This is a genomic window from Cohaesibacter celericrescens (assembly GCF_002866925.1).
Taxonomy (GTDB): domain Bacteria; phylum Pseudomonadota; class Alphaproteobacteria; order Rhizobiales; family Cohaesibacteraceae; genus Cohaesibacter; species Cohaesibacter celericrescens.
The window spans coordinates 84,386-99,597 of the sequence record NZ_PKUQ01000009.1; the positions used below are offsets into that span (position 1 = coordinate 84,386).

11 protein-coding genes are annotated in these 15,212 nt (G+C 52.9%); 10 read left to right on the plus strand and 1 reads right to left on the minus strand.

The genetic code is table 11. The features are described 5' to 3' along the window. Positions 1–39 precede the first annotated feature (39 nt). From cydD to C0081_RS05390, 7 genes are all read left to right on the plus strand, one after another. Positions 40–1,824, plus strand: a complete 1,785-nt coding sequence (gene cydD / locus C0081_RS05360; protein ID WP_101532779.1) for a thiol reductant ABC exporter subunit CydD — start codon at positions 40–42, stop codon at positions 1,822–1,824. Beyond that, positions 1,817–3,475, plus strand: a complete 1,659-nt coding sequence (cydC, locus tag C0081_RS05365) for a thiol reductant ABC exporter subunit CydC (RefSeq protein WP_180966767.1) — start codon at positions 1,817–1,819, stop codon at positions 3,473–3,475. The genes cydD and cydC overlap by 8 nt, the downstream gene beginning before the upstream one ends. A 442-nt stretch (positions 3,476–3,917) precedes the next feature. Further along, positions 3,918–5,261 (plus strand): substrate-binding protein, encoded by a 1,344-nt coding sequence (locus C0081_RS05370; protein ID WP_101532781.1) that lies wholly within the window; start codon positions 3,918–3,920, stop codon positions 5,259–5,261. 110 nt (positions 5,262–5,371) lie between these two features. After that, complete coding sequence (locus tag C0081_RS05375) at positions 5,372–6,403, plus strand: branched-chain amino acid ABC transporter permease (protein WP_101532782.1); 1,032 nt, start codon at positions 5,372–5,374, stop codon at positions 6,401–6,403. A gap of 3 nt (positions 6,404–6,406) precedes the next feature. Continuing rightward, positions 6,407–7,615, plus strand: a complete 1,209-nt coding sequence (locus tag C0081_RS05380) for a branched-chain amino acid ABC transporter permease (protein ID WP_101532783.1) — start codon at positions 6,407–6,409, stop codon at positions 7,613–7,615. 115 nt (positions 7,616–7,730) lie between these two features. Continuing rightward, on the plus strand, positions 7,731–8,486 hold the full coding sequence (locus tag C0081_RS05385; RefSeq protein ID WP_101532784.1) for an ABC transporter ATP-binding protein: 756 nt from the start codon (positions 7,731–7,733) through the stop codon (positions 8,484–8,486). After that, positions 8,483–9,274 (plus strand): ABC transporter ATP-binding protein, encoded by a 792-nt coding sequence (locus C0081_RS05390; RefSeq protein ID WP_101532785.1) that lies wholly within the window; start codon positions 8,483–8,485, stop codon positions 9,272–9,274. The genes C0081_RS05385 and C0081_RS05390 overlap by 4 nt, the downstream gene beginning before the upstream one ends. A gap of 284 nt (positions 9,275–9,558) precedes the next feature. On the opposite strand, the gene C0081_RS05395 is transcribed toward C0081_RS05390, so the two are convergent. Beyond that, positions 9,559–10,596, minus strand: coding sequence for a helix-turn-helix domain-containing protein (locus tag C0081_RS05395; protein WP_180966768.1), 1,038 nt, complete (start codon positions 10,594–10,596; stop codon positions 9,559–9,561). 126 nt (positions 10,597–10,722) lie between these two features. Here C0081_RS05395 and C0081_RS05400 point away from each other — a divergent pair, with 126 nt between their 5' ends. From C0081_RS05400 to C0081_RS05410, 3 genes are read left to right on the plus strand one after another with little or no spacing between them, the layout of a single operon-like run. Continuing rightward, positions 10,723–11,643, plus strand: coding sequence for a sugar phosphate isomerase/epimerase family protein (locus tag C0081_RS05400; protein ID WP_210200403.1), 921 nt, complete (start codon positions 10,723–10,725; stop codon positions 11,641–11,643). Further along, complete coding sequence (locus tag C0081_RS23540; protein WP_180966769.1) at positions 11,643–14,168, plus strand: ATP-binding cassette domain-containing protein; 2,526 nt, start codon at positions 11,643–11,645, stop codon at positions 14,166–14,168. The genes C0081_RS05400 and C0081_RS23540 overlap by 1 nt, the downstream gene beginning before the upstream one ends. Further along, entirely contained in the window at positions 14,165–15,151 is a 987-nt protein-coding gene (locus C0081_RS05410) for an ABC transporter permease (RefSeq protein ID WP_101532788.1), read from the plus strand. The genes C0081_RS23540 and C0081_RS05410 overlap by 4 nt, the downstream gene beginning before the upstream one ends. Positions 15,152–15,212 lie beyond the last annotated feature (61 nt).

A 15,212-nucleotide genomic window follows, 5' to 3' on the forward strand; every position in this document is an offset into this window, starting at 1 on the left:
TTGCTTGAGGGCCCTTACTGAGGGACAAACCCGATCAGCATGTCAAACGCACCGTCCGATCAACACGCTTCAACCTTGGCTGCGACATTTCTAAAAGGCCAAGCCCGCAAAGCCAACAGACCGCTGGGCCTGTCGATTGCTTTGGCATTTGCCTCAGGTGTGCTGCTCATCGTTCAAATGGCGGTGTTGGCTCATGTTATCAGCGCTGTTTTGACCAACAACGCAGGTCTTGATGATGTGTCTTTCCCGCTTGCCATTTTGCCTGTTCTTTTTGTATTGCGGGGTGGCCTGAGCTATTTTTCTGAACGGCTGGCGTTGAATGCCGCCATTGATCTCAAACATCAATTACGCGGGGAGCTGCTTTCTCAATTGCTTGCCAAAGGACCGATTGTCGTTCGGGGCAGCGAGCAATCGATAGGTGAGCGTGTCACGATGCTAACCGATGGCATTGAGGCGTTAGAGGGGTATTTCGCCCGTTATTTGCCGGCGATGGTGATGATGGTTATGCTGCCTTTTGCCATTCTTGCCGTCACTTTGTCGCTAGATTGGCTGTCGGCTCTGGTAATGGTCGTCACCGCGCCATTCATCCCCTTTTTCATGATCCTGATTGGCAAGGGTACCGAGCGGCTCAATCAAAAACAATGGCGTAAACTGGCGCGTCTTTCAGCGCATTTTCTGGACATTGTCGAAGGCCTGACGACGCTCAAATTGTTCAATGCCTCCAAACGGGAGGCCGAGACAGTCACCAGAATGGCAGACTCCTATCGCCGAACAACCATGTCAGTGCTCCGTGTGGCGTTTCTGTCCTCACTGGTGTTGGAGTTTTTCGCCACTGTGTCAATTGCGATGATCGCTGTGTTCATCGGCTTTCGTCTGCTCTATGGCGAGATTGACTTCTTTTCCGGATTTTACGTCCTTTTGCTGGCACCAGACTTTTATTTGCCCCTACGCCAAATGGGCACGCATTATCATGCCCGCATGGAAGCCATCGGCGCGGCAGGGAAAATGGTGGATCTGATCGGGGAGGATTCAGCCCCAGCCCCTACCTTTGAACCCCAATCCTTGCCTCGGCACACACAGGGGATCGCGATTGAATGCCGCGATGTCTCATATGCCTACCCCGATGGATCCCTTGCACTGGACCGAATATCCTTTTCGTTGGGGGCAGGACAAAATCTTGCGCTCGTGGGCCATTCGGGAGCGGGGAAATCGACACTCCTCGACTTGCTCTTGGGTCTCATACAGCCAACATCCGGCCAGATCTTGATCAATGGCATTGACCTTGCGCGCTTGCCCGTGGACGCGTGGCGTCAACAATTGGCCTATATTCCGCAACGCCCCACGCTGCTTGCGGGAACAATCCTGGAAGCCATTCGCTATGGCGCACCAGAGGCCAGCATGGAAGCCGTCATTAGCGCCGCCAAGGCCGCTCAATTGCATGGCTTTATTTCTCAATTGGATGATGGTTATGAGCACAGATTGAATGAAAAGGGCAAAGGCATTTCGGGTGGCCAGATCCAACGGGTCGCCATTGCCCGCGCCTTGGTACGCAACGCGCCGCTGGTTTTGCTGGACGAGCCCTCCGCCCATTTGGACCCTGACAACGAACAGAAATTACAACAAGCCCTTGAGGTGCTCCATAAAAATGCGACCACTCTCACCATTGCCCACCGCTTGCATTTCATCCGCCATGCCGATCAGATCCTGCATCTGGATAAAGGTCAGATTGCCGAATCGGGCACACATGAAGGCTTGATGGCGCGCAACGGGCTGTATGCCTCTCTGGTACAGAGCCTGTTTGACGAGGAGGCGCACCGTGATTGATATTTTGCGCTTGCTACGGCTCATGCGCCCTTGGGCTGGTTGGATCTTGCTCGGAGTTTTTGTTTCTGTGCTCACCTTGCTTGCCAATGTCACCCTGATGGCCATGTCTGGCTGGTTCATCGCATCGATGGCCTTGGCGGGACTTGCGGGCGTATCAATGAATTATTTCACTCCCGCTGCCGTCATTCGCGCCATGGCGATCACCCGTACAGTGGGGCGTTATGTGGAGCGGTTGGTGACCCACGAGGCCACCTTGCGTCTGGTTGCGCACCTGCGGCGCTGGTTCTATGACCGGTTGGAGCCGCTGGCTCCTTCTGGCCTGCAATCCGAGCGCAGTGGCGATTTGTTTTCGCGCATTGGTGCTGATATATCGGTGCTGGAGAATTTCTATCTGCGCACGTTGGTGCCCTCCCTTGTGGCCCTCATCACCCTTCCCCTGTTTGTCCTCTTCAATGCCCGCTATTCCCCTGTTTTGGCCTTCGGGATGGCTTGTTTATATGGCATGTCTGGCTTGATTCTGCCGCTTGCTCTTCGTTATTTTGGCAAAACAGCAAGTCAACAACTGGTCTTGCAACAAGCGCATATACGCACGGATTTGGTCGAAGGTTTACAGGGCATGCGTGAGATGCTGGTGTATGGCAGAGACTGTGATTTTCGGCATGCCCTGCAAGAACAGTCGCAGGACTTAAGCAACAGCCAAAAGCACTTGGCCAATTTGCAGGCTGCGTCGCAAAGCACCATCACATTGGCCGCAAACTGCGCTATCTTTTTGGTGTTGCTGACCATTGTCCCCCAGATAGAAGCCGGTCTTTTGTCTGGCCCGTCGTTGCCCATGTTGGGGCTGTTTGTATTGGCCAGTTTTGAGGCGATCCTGCCGCTGCCTTTGGCGGTGCAGTCATTGATAGCTGCGCAAATGGCCGCGCGTCGCCTGTTTGCGATTGCCGACAAACCGCCGCTTGTTGTCGAGACCAGCGATGCGCTTGAACAGCTAGCATCGCCGAGTTGCCCGAAACTGCAATTGGATGCGGTTACTCTGCGCTATCCTGAACAAGAAAAACCGGCATTCTCCAATCTTTCCCTGACGCTGCTAGCCGGGAAATCGGTGGCGATTGTCGGCCCTTCAGGAAGTGGAAAGTCTAGTATGATCAACGCACTAACTGGTTTTTGGCCGATTGAAAAAGGTCAAATCCTGCTCGACGGCGTGCCGCACAATCAAATGACAGGAGAGCCGTTGCGGGCGTATTTTGCGGTGGCCCCGCAACATCCACATATTTTCAATTCGACTGTGCGTGGCAATTTATTGCTCGCCAACGAAAGCGCAAGTGATGAAGATCTTTACAGAGTCTGTGCGCACGTCGAGTTGAGCGATCTGATCGCGTCGATGCCCAAAGGGCTAGACACTTTTGTTGGTGAAGCGGGCGAGACCCTCTCAGGTGGACAGATCAAGCGACTGGCTCTTGCTAGAGCCTTAGTATCACCCGCTCCCATCCTGATTTTGGATGAGCCCGGTGAAGGGCTGGACCCCCGCATGGAACGACGCATATTGGAAAATATTGTGATGGGTGAGAAGGGTAGATCTATCATTCTGATCACCCATAGAAAAGCAGGTTTAAACTTGGTTCAGGCGGTCCATACATTGAGTGCGGAATAAAGCCGACATTTTGTTCCCCGAACTGAACCTAACCGTCTTGACAGAATTTGGTTCATTTTCTCCCTTTTGACTTGGCCAAACCGTGCCTTTACCCCTTGATTGAGGAATTAAATCAAGGGGTCATTTCAATCGTCTGCGGGTTTGGAGTGACATGAAAAAAACAATAAGTCTGTTCCGTCCATACAAATAGAGACGTAATTTTCAACCTATTTGATGATGAATTTATAACGTTAAAATAAATTCAAGCTGCTGTTTCTTCTCAAAAATTTCAAATTTACCTTCTGTTAATCGCACAGGCTGAACCAAAGTCCAATGGTATTTGAATGTCGAGCGTCTGTAGGTTTGCGTAGTCTGATAAAGACAGGCGGCCACTTTGAGGAGAGTTGGTCGCTCAAGGCCACTTTGAGGAGAGTTGGCTTCGTAAATTTTAGGGAGGAACCTAATGAGCAAACTATTGATCTCGCGCCGCGGTTTGATCAAGTCCAGCGCTATGGTAGGCGCAGGCTTGGCCATGCCGACAATTTTTACAAGCAGCGCAAGTGCATTCACAAACGAACCCAAAGGCAGCAGTGTTGTCTTTGGTTTCAACGTTCCCCAGACCGGTCCTTATGCGGACGAAGGCCTAGATGAGCTTCGCGCACAAGAACTTGCTATCCAGCACCTGAATGGTGAAGGCGATGGCGGCATGTTGAACACCTTCTCGTCGAAGGTTCTAAAGGGCAACGGCATCCTGGGCAAAAAAGTCGAATTTGTAACCGGCGACACCCAGACCAAGTCTGACGCAGCCCGCGCATCGGCTCGCTCGATGATTGAAAAAGACGGTGCTATCATGATCAACGGCGGTTCGTCCTCGGGCGTGGCTGTTGCTGTTCAGGGGCTCTGCCAAGAAGCTGGCGTTATCTTTATGGCTGGCCTCACTCACTCCAACGACACCACGGGTAAAGACAGAAAAGCCAATGGTTTCCGTCACTTCTTCAATGCCTATATGTCTGGTGCAGCCCTCGCTCCGGTGCTCAAGGAAGCTTACGGTGCCGACCGTCGTGCTTATCACTTGACCGCCGACTACACTTGGGGTTGGACGCAGCAGGCTTCCATCCAGCAGGCTACCGAAGGCGTGGGTTGGCAAACCGTCAACAACGTACTGACCCCGCTGGCATCTACAGACTTCTCGTCCTACATCGCTCCGGTTCTGAACTCTGGCGCCGACGTGCTCGTCCTGAACCATTACGGCGGGAACATGGTCAACTCTCTGACCAACGCTGTTCAATTCGGCCTGCTCGACAAGATGGTCAACGGCAAGCAGTTCGAGATCGTTGTTCCGCTCTATTCTGAGCTGATGGCGGCTGGTGCTGGCGAAAACGTACGTGGTGTGTTCGGTTCAATGAACTGGAACTGGCAGCTGCAGGATGAAGGCTCCAAGGCCTTTGTTAAATCCTTTGGTGAAAAATACGGTCGTCCGCCATCAAACTCCGCGCACACCTGCTACGTCCAGACATTGCTTTATGCAGATGCTTGTGAACGTGCGGGCACCTTCAATCCTTGCGGCGTTGCTGAAGCGCTCGAAGGCTTCGATTTCGACGGCTTGGGCAACGGTCCTACACATTATCGTGCCGACGACCATCAGTGCTTCAAAGACGTGCTGGTCATGAAGGGCAAGGAAAATCCGACCAACCAATATGACACGCTGGAAATCGTTGAAGTGACGCCGCGTGAACAGGTTGAGTATGCTCCGGATCATCCGATGTTCGCCGGTGGCGACCTCGGAAAATGCAACGCGGGCGCATAATCTGAACCATCTGTTGGCCGCGCCGTCTAACGGTGGCGCGGCTTTCTATTTTAATTGGGGCTAGAACCGCCGCGCATGCTGCGCACGGTTTAATCGATGCGGGCTTTTCAATGGACGCAATCATTCTTCAGATTCTCAACGGTCTAGACAAAGGCAGCGCCTATGCTCTGATCGCACTGGGACTGACACTCATCTTCGGTACGCTGGGCGTGGTCAACTTCGCCCACGGTGCCCTGTTTATGCTGGGTTCCTTCTGCGCCGTTACGCTTCAGAGAATTCTCTCGCTGTCCTTTACAGTGGAAGACCCGACCCAGAAGGACTTTCTTGGCAATCCGCTGAAGGTCGATACACCCTACATAGTCAACTGGTTTGGCGATGTGACAGGCAACGCCATTATCAACTGGTCCGTGCCGCTGTCGATCTTGTTCGCCATCCCCGTGATGCTGCTTGTCGGCTATGTGATGGAACGCGGGCTGATCAAGCATTTCTACAAGCGCCCGCACGCCGACCAGATTCTCGTCACGTTCGGTCTTGCGATTGTCATTCAGGAAATTGTCAAATATTTCTACGGCGCCAACCCGATTCCGACACCCGCACCAGATGCATTCAAGGGATCAATCGATTTCGGGGTTTTGATCGGATACGCCGAGAATTCCATCATTTATCCTTACTGGCGTCTGGTATATTTTCTGTTTTCCGCTGTGATCATCGGTGCCGTGTTTGCTTTCTTGCGCTTCACGACCTTCGGCATGGTGGTCAGAGCCGGCATGGCCGATCGTGAGACCGTTGGTCTCCTCGGTATCAACATCGACAAACGTTTCACCATCATGTTCGGCATTGCTGCCGCAGTCGCCGGGCTTGCCGGCGTCATGTATGCACCAATCAACTCGCCCAACTATCATATGGGCATGGACTTCTTGGTGCTGTCCTTCGTTGTGGTCGTTGTCGGTGGCATGGGCTCGCTGCCCGGTGCCGTGTTGGCTGGTTTCCTGCTGGGCATTCTCGAAAGCTTTGCTTCGATGAACGAAGTCAAGTCGCTGATCCCGGGGATCGACCAAATTATCATTTATCTTGTTGCAATCATCATCCTTTTGACCCGCCCACGCGGTCTTATGGGTCGCAGAGGCGTGATGGAGGAATAATCCATGCTGGGTCTGAGTAAGAAAGATACTACCTTTCTCCTCATCGTTATCTTTTTAACGTTGGCGACACCGATATTGCTGCAGCCGTTCCCCGAGAACTCGGCGCTGGCGCAGTTCAATGCCGGATATCCCGATCTGATGCAGCGATTTGCCATTTACGGCATCTTCGCTATCGGGTTCAACATTCTTTTCGGTCTGACCGGCTATCTCTCTTTCGGTCACGCAGCCTTCCTTGGCGTCGGATCTTATTCCGTTGTCTGGATGTACAAGCTGTTGAGCTACAATGTGTTGCCCGGTCTCTTGTTGGCCGTCTTCTTGTCAGCACTGTTTGCATTGCTGATTGGCTACATCTCTCTGCGCAGGTCGGGCATCTATTTCTCGATCCTGACGCTGGCCTTGGCACAAATGTCGTTCAATCTGGCCTACTCGGTGCTTACGCCGTTAACCAACGGGGAAACCGGTCTGCAGGTCTATAATGACGATCCGCAAGTCCTGATGGGAGAAGGCAGCCTAACCTCGCCGCATTTCTTTGGCATTGTGATGAATGATGTCACCAAGGTTGAAGTCGGGGGCTGGCAGTTCACCTTCAGCAACGGTTACTACTTCTGCGCCATCATCGCGATTGTGGTTTTCTATATTTCCCTGCGGATCTTCCGTTCGCCCTTCGGCATCATGCTGCGTGCGATCAAGACCAATCAGACACGGATGAGCTATACCGGTCTCAACCCGCGTCCCTACACGCTTGCAGCCTTCGTCATTTCAGGTATGTATGCAGGTCTCGCCGGTGGTTTGCTGGCCTCGATGGATCCGCTCGCAGGCGCCGAACGCATGCAATGGACAGCATCGGGAGAAGTGGTGCTCATGACCATTCTGGGTGGTGCCGGCACGCTAATGGGCCCCGTGCTCGGCGCAGGCTTCATCAAATATTTTGAGAATATCTTCTCAAAAATCAACGATAACATCCTGCATGGCTGGTTCTCGGCGCTGCCCGATGGACTGGAAGACGCAATTGTCTTCCTGATGCATCCCTTTATCGGCAAGGGCTGGCACCTGACATTGGGTCTGCTGTTCATGATGGTGGTTATCTTCCTGCCCGGTGGTCTGATCGAAGGTGGGCAACGCATTAAAGATTGGTCCAAGCGCAAGAAAACGCCCAAAGTTCCGCCCAAAGACCCAGAACATCACCCGAAACCAGCCCCTCACGTGGCCTAGAGTCATTTTCGATCAGCTTGCATAAAGCTGGTCGAAAAGACCCAACAACACAAATATTTGGCGCGATTTTACGACTTAAAGAGAGCCAAAATCACGCTGATGGAGATTGCAGATCATGGGAATTCTTGAAGTAACGGGCGTAAACAAGCGCTTTGGCGGACTGCAAGCGTTGGGCGATGTCAATCTATCGGTGGCCGAAAATTCGGTTCATGCGATCATTGGTCCGAACGGTGCAGGCAAATCGACATTACTCAATTGCCTCGTTGGCAAGCTAAAACCGGATACAGGCACGGTGACCTTTCAGGGGGACTCCGTGCTTGGCCGGACGCCATTTGAAATCAACCAGATGGGGATTAGCCGCGTGTTTCAGACACCGGAAATTTTCACCGATCTGACCGTGATGGAAAATATGCTCATTCCTTGCTTTGCCAAGCGGGACGGGGCATTCCGGATGCACGCTTTTGGTTCCATCGCTAATGAACGCGAGATTGTTGAACGGGCCGAGCATATGCTTGAAGAGGTCAATATGACCACGAAGCTTGATATGCTCGCCGGATCAATGTCGCGTGGGGACAAAAGGCGTCTCGAAATGGCTATGTGTTTGGTGCAGGAACCCAAGCTTCTTTTGCTTGACGAACCCACCGCGGGCATGGCGCGGGCCGACACCAACAATACGATTGATCTACTGAAAGAGATCCACGACAAGCACGACATCACCATTGCTATCATTGAGCATGATATGCATGTGGTCTTTTCTCTTGCACAGCGCATTACCGTTCTGGCGCAGGGTACACCACTTGTCGAAGACACTCCGGAAAATATCAAGGGTCATCCGAAGGTCAAGGAAGCCTATTTGGGAGAAGCAGCATGACCGACATTTCCATTGAAGCGACCCCGCGACCGCCAGAAGAGCGTCCCGATTTCTCCAAACATGCCAATTTGGCGGCAACCGCGCCGGCCTTTCTGTCTGTCCACGATATCCACGCTTATTATGGTGAAAGCTATATCGTGCAAGGAGTTTCCTTCAACGTTCATGAGGGAGAAATTCTGGCGTTGTTGGGGCGCAATGGCGCTGGTAAAACCTCTACGTTAAGAACGATTGCGCGCCTTGACGATCCGGCATTGACCCATGGTGAAATCTGGTTGGACCATCAGCATCTTCACACAATGAAGAGTCATGAAGCCGCGCGGGCTGGTATGATTTTGGTGCCAGAGGATCGGCGCATCATTCCCGGCCTGACAGTCGAGGAAAATATCCAATTGGCGCAGATCGTCGAGCCAATCGGATGGAGCCTTGAACGGTTGTATGACCTGTTCCCGCGGATGGGTGAAAGACGCAACCAAGAGGGCGTTACCCTGTCGGGTGGTGAACAGCAAATGCTGGCAATTGCGCGTGCATTGGCGCGTGATATCAAGGTGTTGCTGCTGGATGAGCCTTACGAGGGATTGGCTCCTGTTATTGTTGATGAGATTGAAAAGACACTCGAAATCATCAAGAAACAGGGCATCACCACTATTTTGGTTGAGCAGAATGCCGTGCGGGCGCTCGAACTTGCCGATCGCGCCGTTATTCTTGACACTGGTTTGGTGGTCTTTGATGGCTCAGCCAAAGAGGTGCTCGACAATAAAGAGCTACGTGAGGAATATCTGGCCATTTGATATCCTGCCCTCATGCGCGGGGGGGAACCGCCATGTACCATCTAAAGCTGACGAGGGGTCTTCGTCAGCTTTTTTGTATGGCATAGCGCTGATTGATGGCAGTGAAACTGTCCATTTTGTGACGTTCCCGGCACTTTTAAATACCAGTCAGCGCTTCTATACTGCCAATAAAAGCCGGATCGCGTCGAATGTAAGATCCACGCGCACCAATTGGGTTGTAGCAATGGGCATGGCACCGGCATGGCCATTGACAGGGCTAAGGGGACTGCCAAATATTCGGCTTTCTAGCCTTCACACTGTTTTCTAGTCATTTCACTGGGAGGATGGCCAAATCGTCGACGAAAGGCGCTCGAGAAATATTGGCTAGAATTAAATCCGCATTGAAATGCGACTTCTGTCACCGTGAGCTTCTGCTCGGACGCCAGCAACGCAATGCCATGCTCGAGCCGCAAGTGGGTGAGATACTCCATCGGCGTCATGTTTTTTAACTTCTTGCAATAGTCTGCAAAGCGTGTGCGTGACAGCCCGCATTCCTCGGCCATGGCATCCAGCGTCCAATGCTGGTCCAGTGCATGTTCTAGTTGCTTGAGAAAAATCAACACGGTGTTTTGCATAAAGGAGAGATTGTGATTGAGGGCTGGTGCCTGAACCTCCATCCGCTCCAACAAACAGCTGAACAAAGAATTGAGGGCAATTTTGAGGCGCGTTTCGCCCTGCTCGGGCAGGCGATCACGTACGATGTGGGCAATTGATTCATAGATTTTTGAAAGCTCGGAGCCAGCATCCCATACGGGTTTTTCATTGAGCTGCACCAGCTTTTTCAGGCATTCCTTTTCATGGTCCGACAGCAGAACCCACTCAGGCCAGGTCCATTGCTCGTTGGGGCGACGAACCCCCACATCCAGAATGGTCCAGATCAGTCTGCTTGGTCCCACATTGGGCTCACCAATGCTGTGCAATTGCCAAGGGCGAACAACCAATAGCTGGCCCTGAACAAGCCTGTGACTAACGCCGTCTACATCCACATGCAAAGATCCGCGAGCGACATAGGCCAGCTTGATGCCTTCGTTGCAGTGACGGGCAAGACGCCAGTCCTGTTCTGTCTTGGCATCCCAATATCCCACCGTGCAAATCTGTGGCAACCGATGCTGCAATGACAGGCCGGGGTAGGAGCCTCTGGTCCATGCTTTTAGTTCGACTTCACCACGCTGTGCGGCTGCCTGCAAATCCTTGCAATTGTCGGCATAGAGCATCGAGCCTGGCTCGCGAAATACGGTTGGGCGATCTGCTGGGTGGACGGGGGTGATGTCCTCAACGGTCATTTTGCTTTTTCTCTTCATAACAGGATATATAAAATTTACCAGTTGTTGATTTTGCAAGCAAGCAAATACTTCTTGTGAGAAACTGTTCTTGTCATGGAAGTCGTATTTGAAAAGCGACGAGTCGCCATGGCATCAATGGTCACATCTCAAAAGGGGGGACGCATCTTGCTCATAGGGTTTAACATGCTCTTGGTGGATGGAAAGATAGGGCTTGAGCATCTTTCAATCCTGCAAAAACTAAAGAATTTTGGGTATGATGGCGTTGAAATTCCTGTCTTGGAAGGCGAAACACAGCATTATCGAGACCTTGGGAAAGCGATCCGAGATATTGGCCTCAGGGTAACTGCATCTACCGCGCTGCCAAGCGAAGTCAACCCCTTGAGCCCCGATCAATCCGTGCGGAACCGTGCCGCAGATTTTTACAAGTGGCTGATTGAAGCGAGCCATGAGCTTGGAGCTGAGCTGGTTGTTGGGCCCGTACATTCTCCCATTGGATATTTTACTGGCAATGGTCCTACGGAACAAGAGACGGAGCGCTGCGTAGAAGCAATGCGCATCCTTTGCGATGAGGCTCATTCCGTTGGAATTGGCATTTCACTGGAGGCGGTAAACCGGTTTGAATGCTACATCGTCAATACCTTGGAAGCTGCATCCGAAATTTACCAAAAAGTGAATCATCCTGCCTTTGGTTATATGTTTGATACCTTCCATGCAAACATCGAAGAAAAGGATCCGGTTGCTGCGCTGCGCACCTATCGCAATGGGGTGACGCATGTGCATATATCAGAAAATGACCGAGGCATTCCCGGAAGAGGGCATGTTGATTTCAGAAAACCAATCAAGCTTCTGCGCGAAACCGGTTACGATCAATGGATCACCGTCGAAGCCTTTGGACGTTCCTTGCCGGCGCTTGCCGCCGCTACGCGCGTCTGGCGTGATTTGTTCGAAGATCGCGACACTTTGTTTGCTGAGAGCATCGACCTGATCCGCAAGGAGTGGGCCTTTGCAGGTGATGAGCTGGGCATGGCAAACGGGGATGGTAAATAATGTCAGACGCCGAACTTGCTCTGAAGCAAACAGCGCACCTCGATCACCCTATATTGGAGATGCGCAGCATCGACAAAAGCTTTGGCAGCGTCAAGGCATTGCAACAAGTCTCTATTGACTGTCGCGCAGGTGAAGTGCATGCGATTTGCGGAGAAAACGGTGCCGGTAAGTCGACCTTGATGAAGGTGCTTGGCGGTGCGTATCACGCCGACTCTGGTGACGTGCTTCTGGATAGCGTGCCTGTGCATTTCAAGCATCCCAAACAAGCTCATGCCGCCGGTATTGCGTTCATCCATCAGGAGCTTAGCCTGTTGCCGTTTCGCTCTGTCACGGCAAATATTTTCTTTGGCAATGAGATCGTGAAAGGCGGCCTGCTTGATCACAAGCAGATGCGTGCCAAATCCGTGGAATTGCTGGATAGGATCGGGGCCAACATCGATCCGGATGCGGAAGTTTCCACCCTCTCCGTGGCAGAACAACAATTGGTCGAGATCGTCAAGGCTTTGTCACTTGATGCGCGCATCCTTGTTATGGACGAGCCCACCGCCGCACTGGAAGACGGGGATGCTCTTCGACTGCTCGATTTGGTGCGCACGCTTTCCAGCAGGGGCATGGCGATCCTCTATATCTCGCATCGTATGCCGGAAATCATGGCTATCGCGCAGCGGATTACCGTACTCAAAGACGGGGAAAGCGTCTGGACGCGCACAGCCAGCGAAGTCTCCATCGGTGACATTGTTTTTGGCATGGTAGGGCGGGAGCTTTCTGCTTTTTTCCCTCCGCGGCCTGAAATCGCAAATGCGCCGCCACTTTTCCAGATCAATAAACTCAGCAATGACACGCTCAAGAATATTTCTCTTTATGTCAGACCGGGCGAAATCCTCGGTGTCGCTGGCCTTGAAGATTCCGGTAAATCCGTCCTCGCCCGCACCATTTTCGGTGACTATCCTGCAACCAGCGGCACAATGCAGCTGAATGGTGCGCCATGCAAAATCGGATCCATCCGCGACGCTATCCAGCTTGGTATCGGTTATGTGCCGCCGCACCGAAAGGCCGAGGGGCTTGTTCTGCGCCAGTCCGTGCGGGACAATCTTTTGCTATCCCTGCGTAGCATTGCCGGTTCCTTTGCCAACCCTTTCAAAGGCAAGCAAAAGCCAGTAGAAGCTGATCGTATCCTGAAAGAACTGGATGTGCGTGCAGGAGATTACGGGCAGGATATTGCCCAGCTTTCGGGTGGCAACCAGCAAAAGGTGATTGTCGGTCGCTGGCTGCAACAAGATCCCAGCCTGATTGTCTTCGTCGAGCCGACTCGTGGTGTGGATGTCGCCGCAAAGCGCGCGATCTACGACCTGATGCGTGATTTCACCAGCAAGGGCAATGCGGTCATCGTGATCTCTTCGGATCTGCCTGAAGTGGTTGGTGTGTCGGATCGCATCCTCGTGATGCGCTCGGGGACAATTTCTGGCGAGCTGCCAGCGGGTAGCAGTGAAGAGGATGTGATGCTTCTTGCCGTTGAGCAAGAAGACACGCGCATTGCAGGCAAAGACCAAGAAAGCGAAACGCGTCACGCCAAATCCAAAACATGGGTCTTGCCGGTTTCCACCTCTATCGCAGGATTTGCGATTCTTCTTTATGTCTTGGCGGCGATGGGATCGGGGGCCGGTTCTGCCTTTACTTTTGATGCGATTGTTGGGGTTCTGCACCGCATGGTCGCGCTCGGGTTCGTTGCCTTGGGACAAACCTTTACCATCTTGTTGGGGTCAATTGACCTCTCTGTCGCCAACCTCATCAGTCTTACCGCCGTTATGGCCTCTTTCCTCATGCAAGGGGATACGGGCAATATCGCGATGGCTGTGGTAGCCTGTTTTGCAATCGCTGCGGTGGTGGGTCTCGTCAATGGTATCCTTGTTGCCTACTTCGAGATCAATCCCTTCATCGCCACGCTCGGCACAGGGTTGATATTGCAGGGCATGCTGGCATCCAGCTTTGAATATCTGCGTGGTTCGGTGCCGGCGGAATTCCAGGCGCTTGCCTATAGTGGGTTCGGCGGCGTGACCTTCTCACTGATGGCCTTGTTCCTGTTTGCTTTGATCGGCTGGTTTGTGCTGGAGCGTACCCGTTTCGGTGCCCATGTTTATGCATGCGGCGGCAATCCGGAAGGCGCACGTCTTGCAGGTATCGCAACAAAGAAAATGCTGATGTCCGTGCATGTGATCGCCAGCATGTCTGCCGCCGTCACAGGCCTTTATCTGGCTGCGCGTTTGCGGTCGGGCACGCCATGGCTCGGGCAAGAAGGTATTTATGATCTTGAGTCCATCGCGGTTGTTGTCATTGGTGGAACCATCCTTGCTGGGGGCAAAGGCGGAGTTTGGGGCACACTTGCCGGTGTCTTCCTGTTTGCCTGTCTCGATGCCAGCTTCAACATGTTCGGCGTAGATGCCTTTCTCAAACAAGTGCTTCGCGGGGTCATCGTTATCGCTGCCGTAAGTATCTACGCGGTCCGCAACAGGGGGCACATCGCATGAGAACCATTGCTTCGCAGATGCAGGGGCTGCCCCTGCGCAAGCTTATCCTTTCCTTCAATATAGCACTGGTGGTGTTTATCTGTTTGTATGGTGTGATCTGCATCATCCAGCCGAATTACGCCAATCTGAACCTGTTCATGAATTTCCTGCGTAGGGCCGCCCCTCTGGCGATTCTGGCGAGTGGGCAGGTCTTTGTTATTATTTCAGGCGGGTTCGACCTATCCATGGGGGCTGTGGTGACGCTTGTTGTCGTTGCCGCGTCGATTTTTATTAATGGGGATCCGGGCTCCACATGGAGCGGAATTGCATTGCTCTATGCGATGGGCATTGCCATCGGCGTGACCAACGGTCTTGTCGTGTCATACCTCAAAGTCCCCTCCATCATCGCAACGCTCGGTATGAAGCTTCTCGTTACGGGGCTGGCGCTTATGTGGTCAGGCGGCTCGCCGAGGGGGGATTTACCAGACAATTTTCGCAATCTGGGCCGATTTGTCTGGCGGGATGCACCGTTGATTGGAACATTGTCCATCGCAGTGGTGATTGCTGTCGTCTTTGCCGGTCTGGCTTGGTTCTTTCTACACCGCACGGCCTTTGGCAAGCGTTTGATTGCAATGGGGGATAATCCGCGCACTGCCGAGCTTGCAGGAACGCCGGTGAAACGGACCCGTGTCTTGGCATTTCTTGTTTCGTCTCTTGCGGCGGTCACTGCGGGCATTGTGATCGGCGGCTTTGCCGGTGTCTCTGTCAATGCAGGCAACGGCTTGGAGCTTCAAGCCATTGCAGCCTGTGTGATTGGCGGCGCGATTCTGCTCGGTGGCGGTGGCACATTGGTTGGCGCGGTGTTTGGTGCCCTGTCGCTCTATGCCTTGTTTACTCTTTTAAATCTATTGGGAATGCCGCAGGCCATGCGTGACACGGTTCAGGGTCTAATCTTGATTGCTGCCGTTGCAGCTTCGGTTCTGCGCGCCAAGAAACTCGGTTAAAGGGCTTGCCCCGATCCGACTTAACAGAGAGCGAAAACTCTCATTTTATGTGGAGGAAATG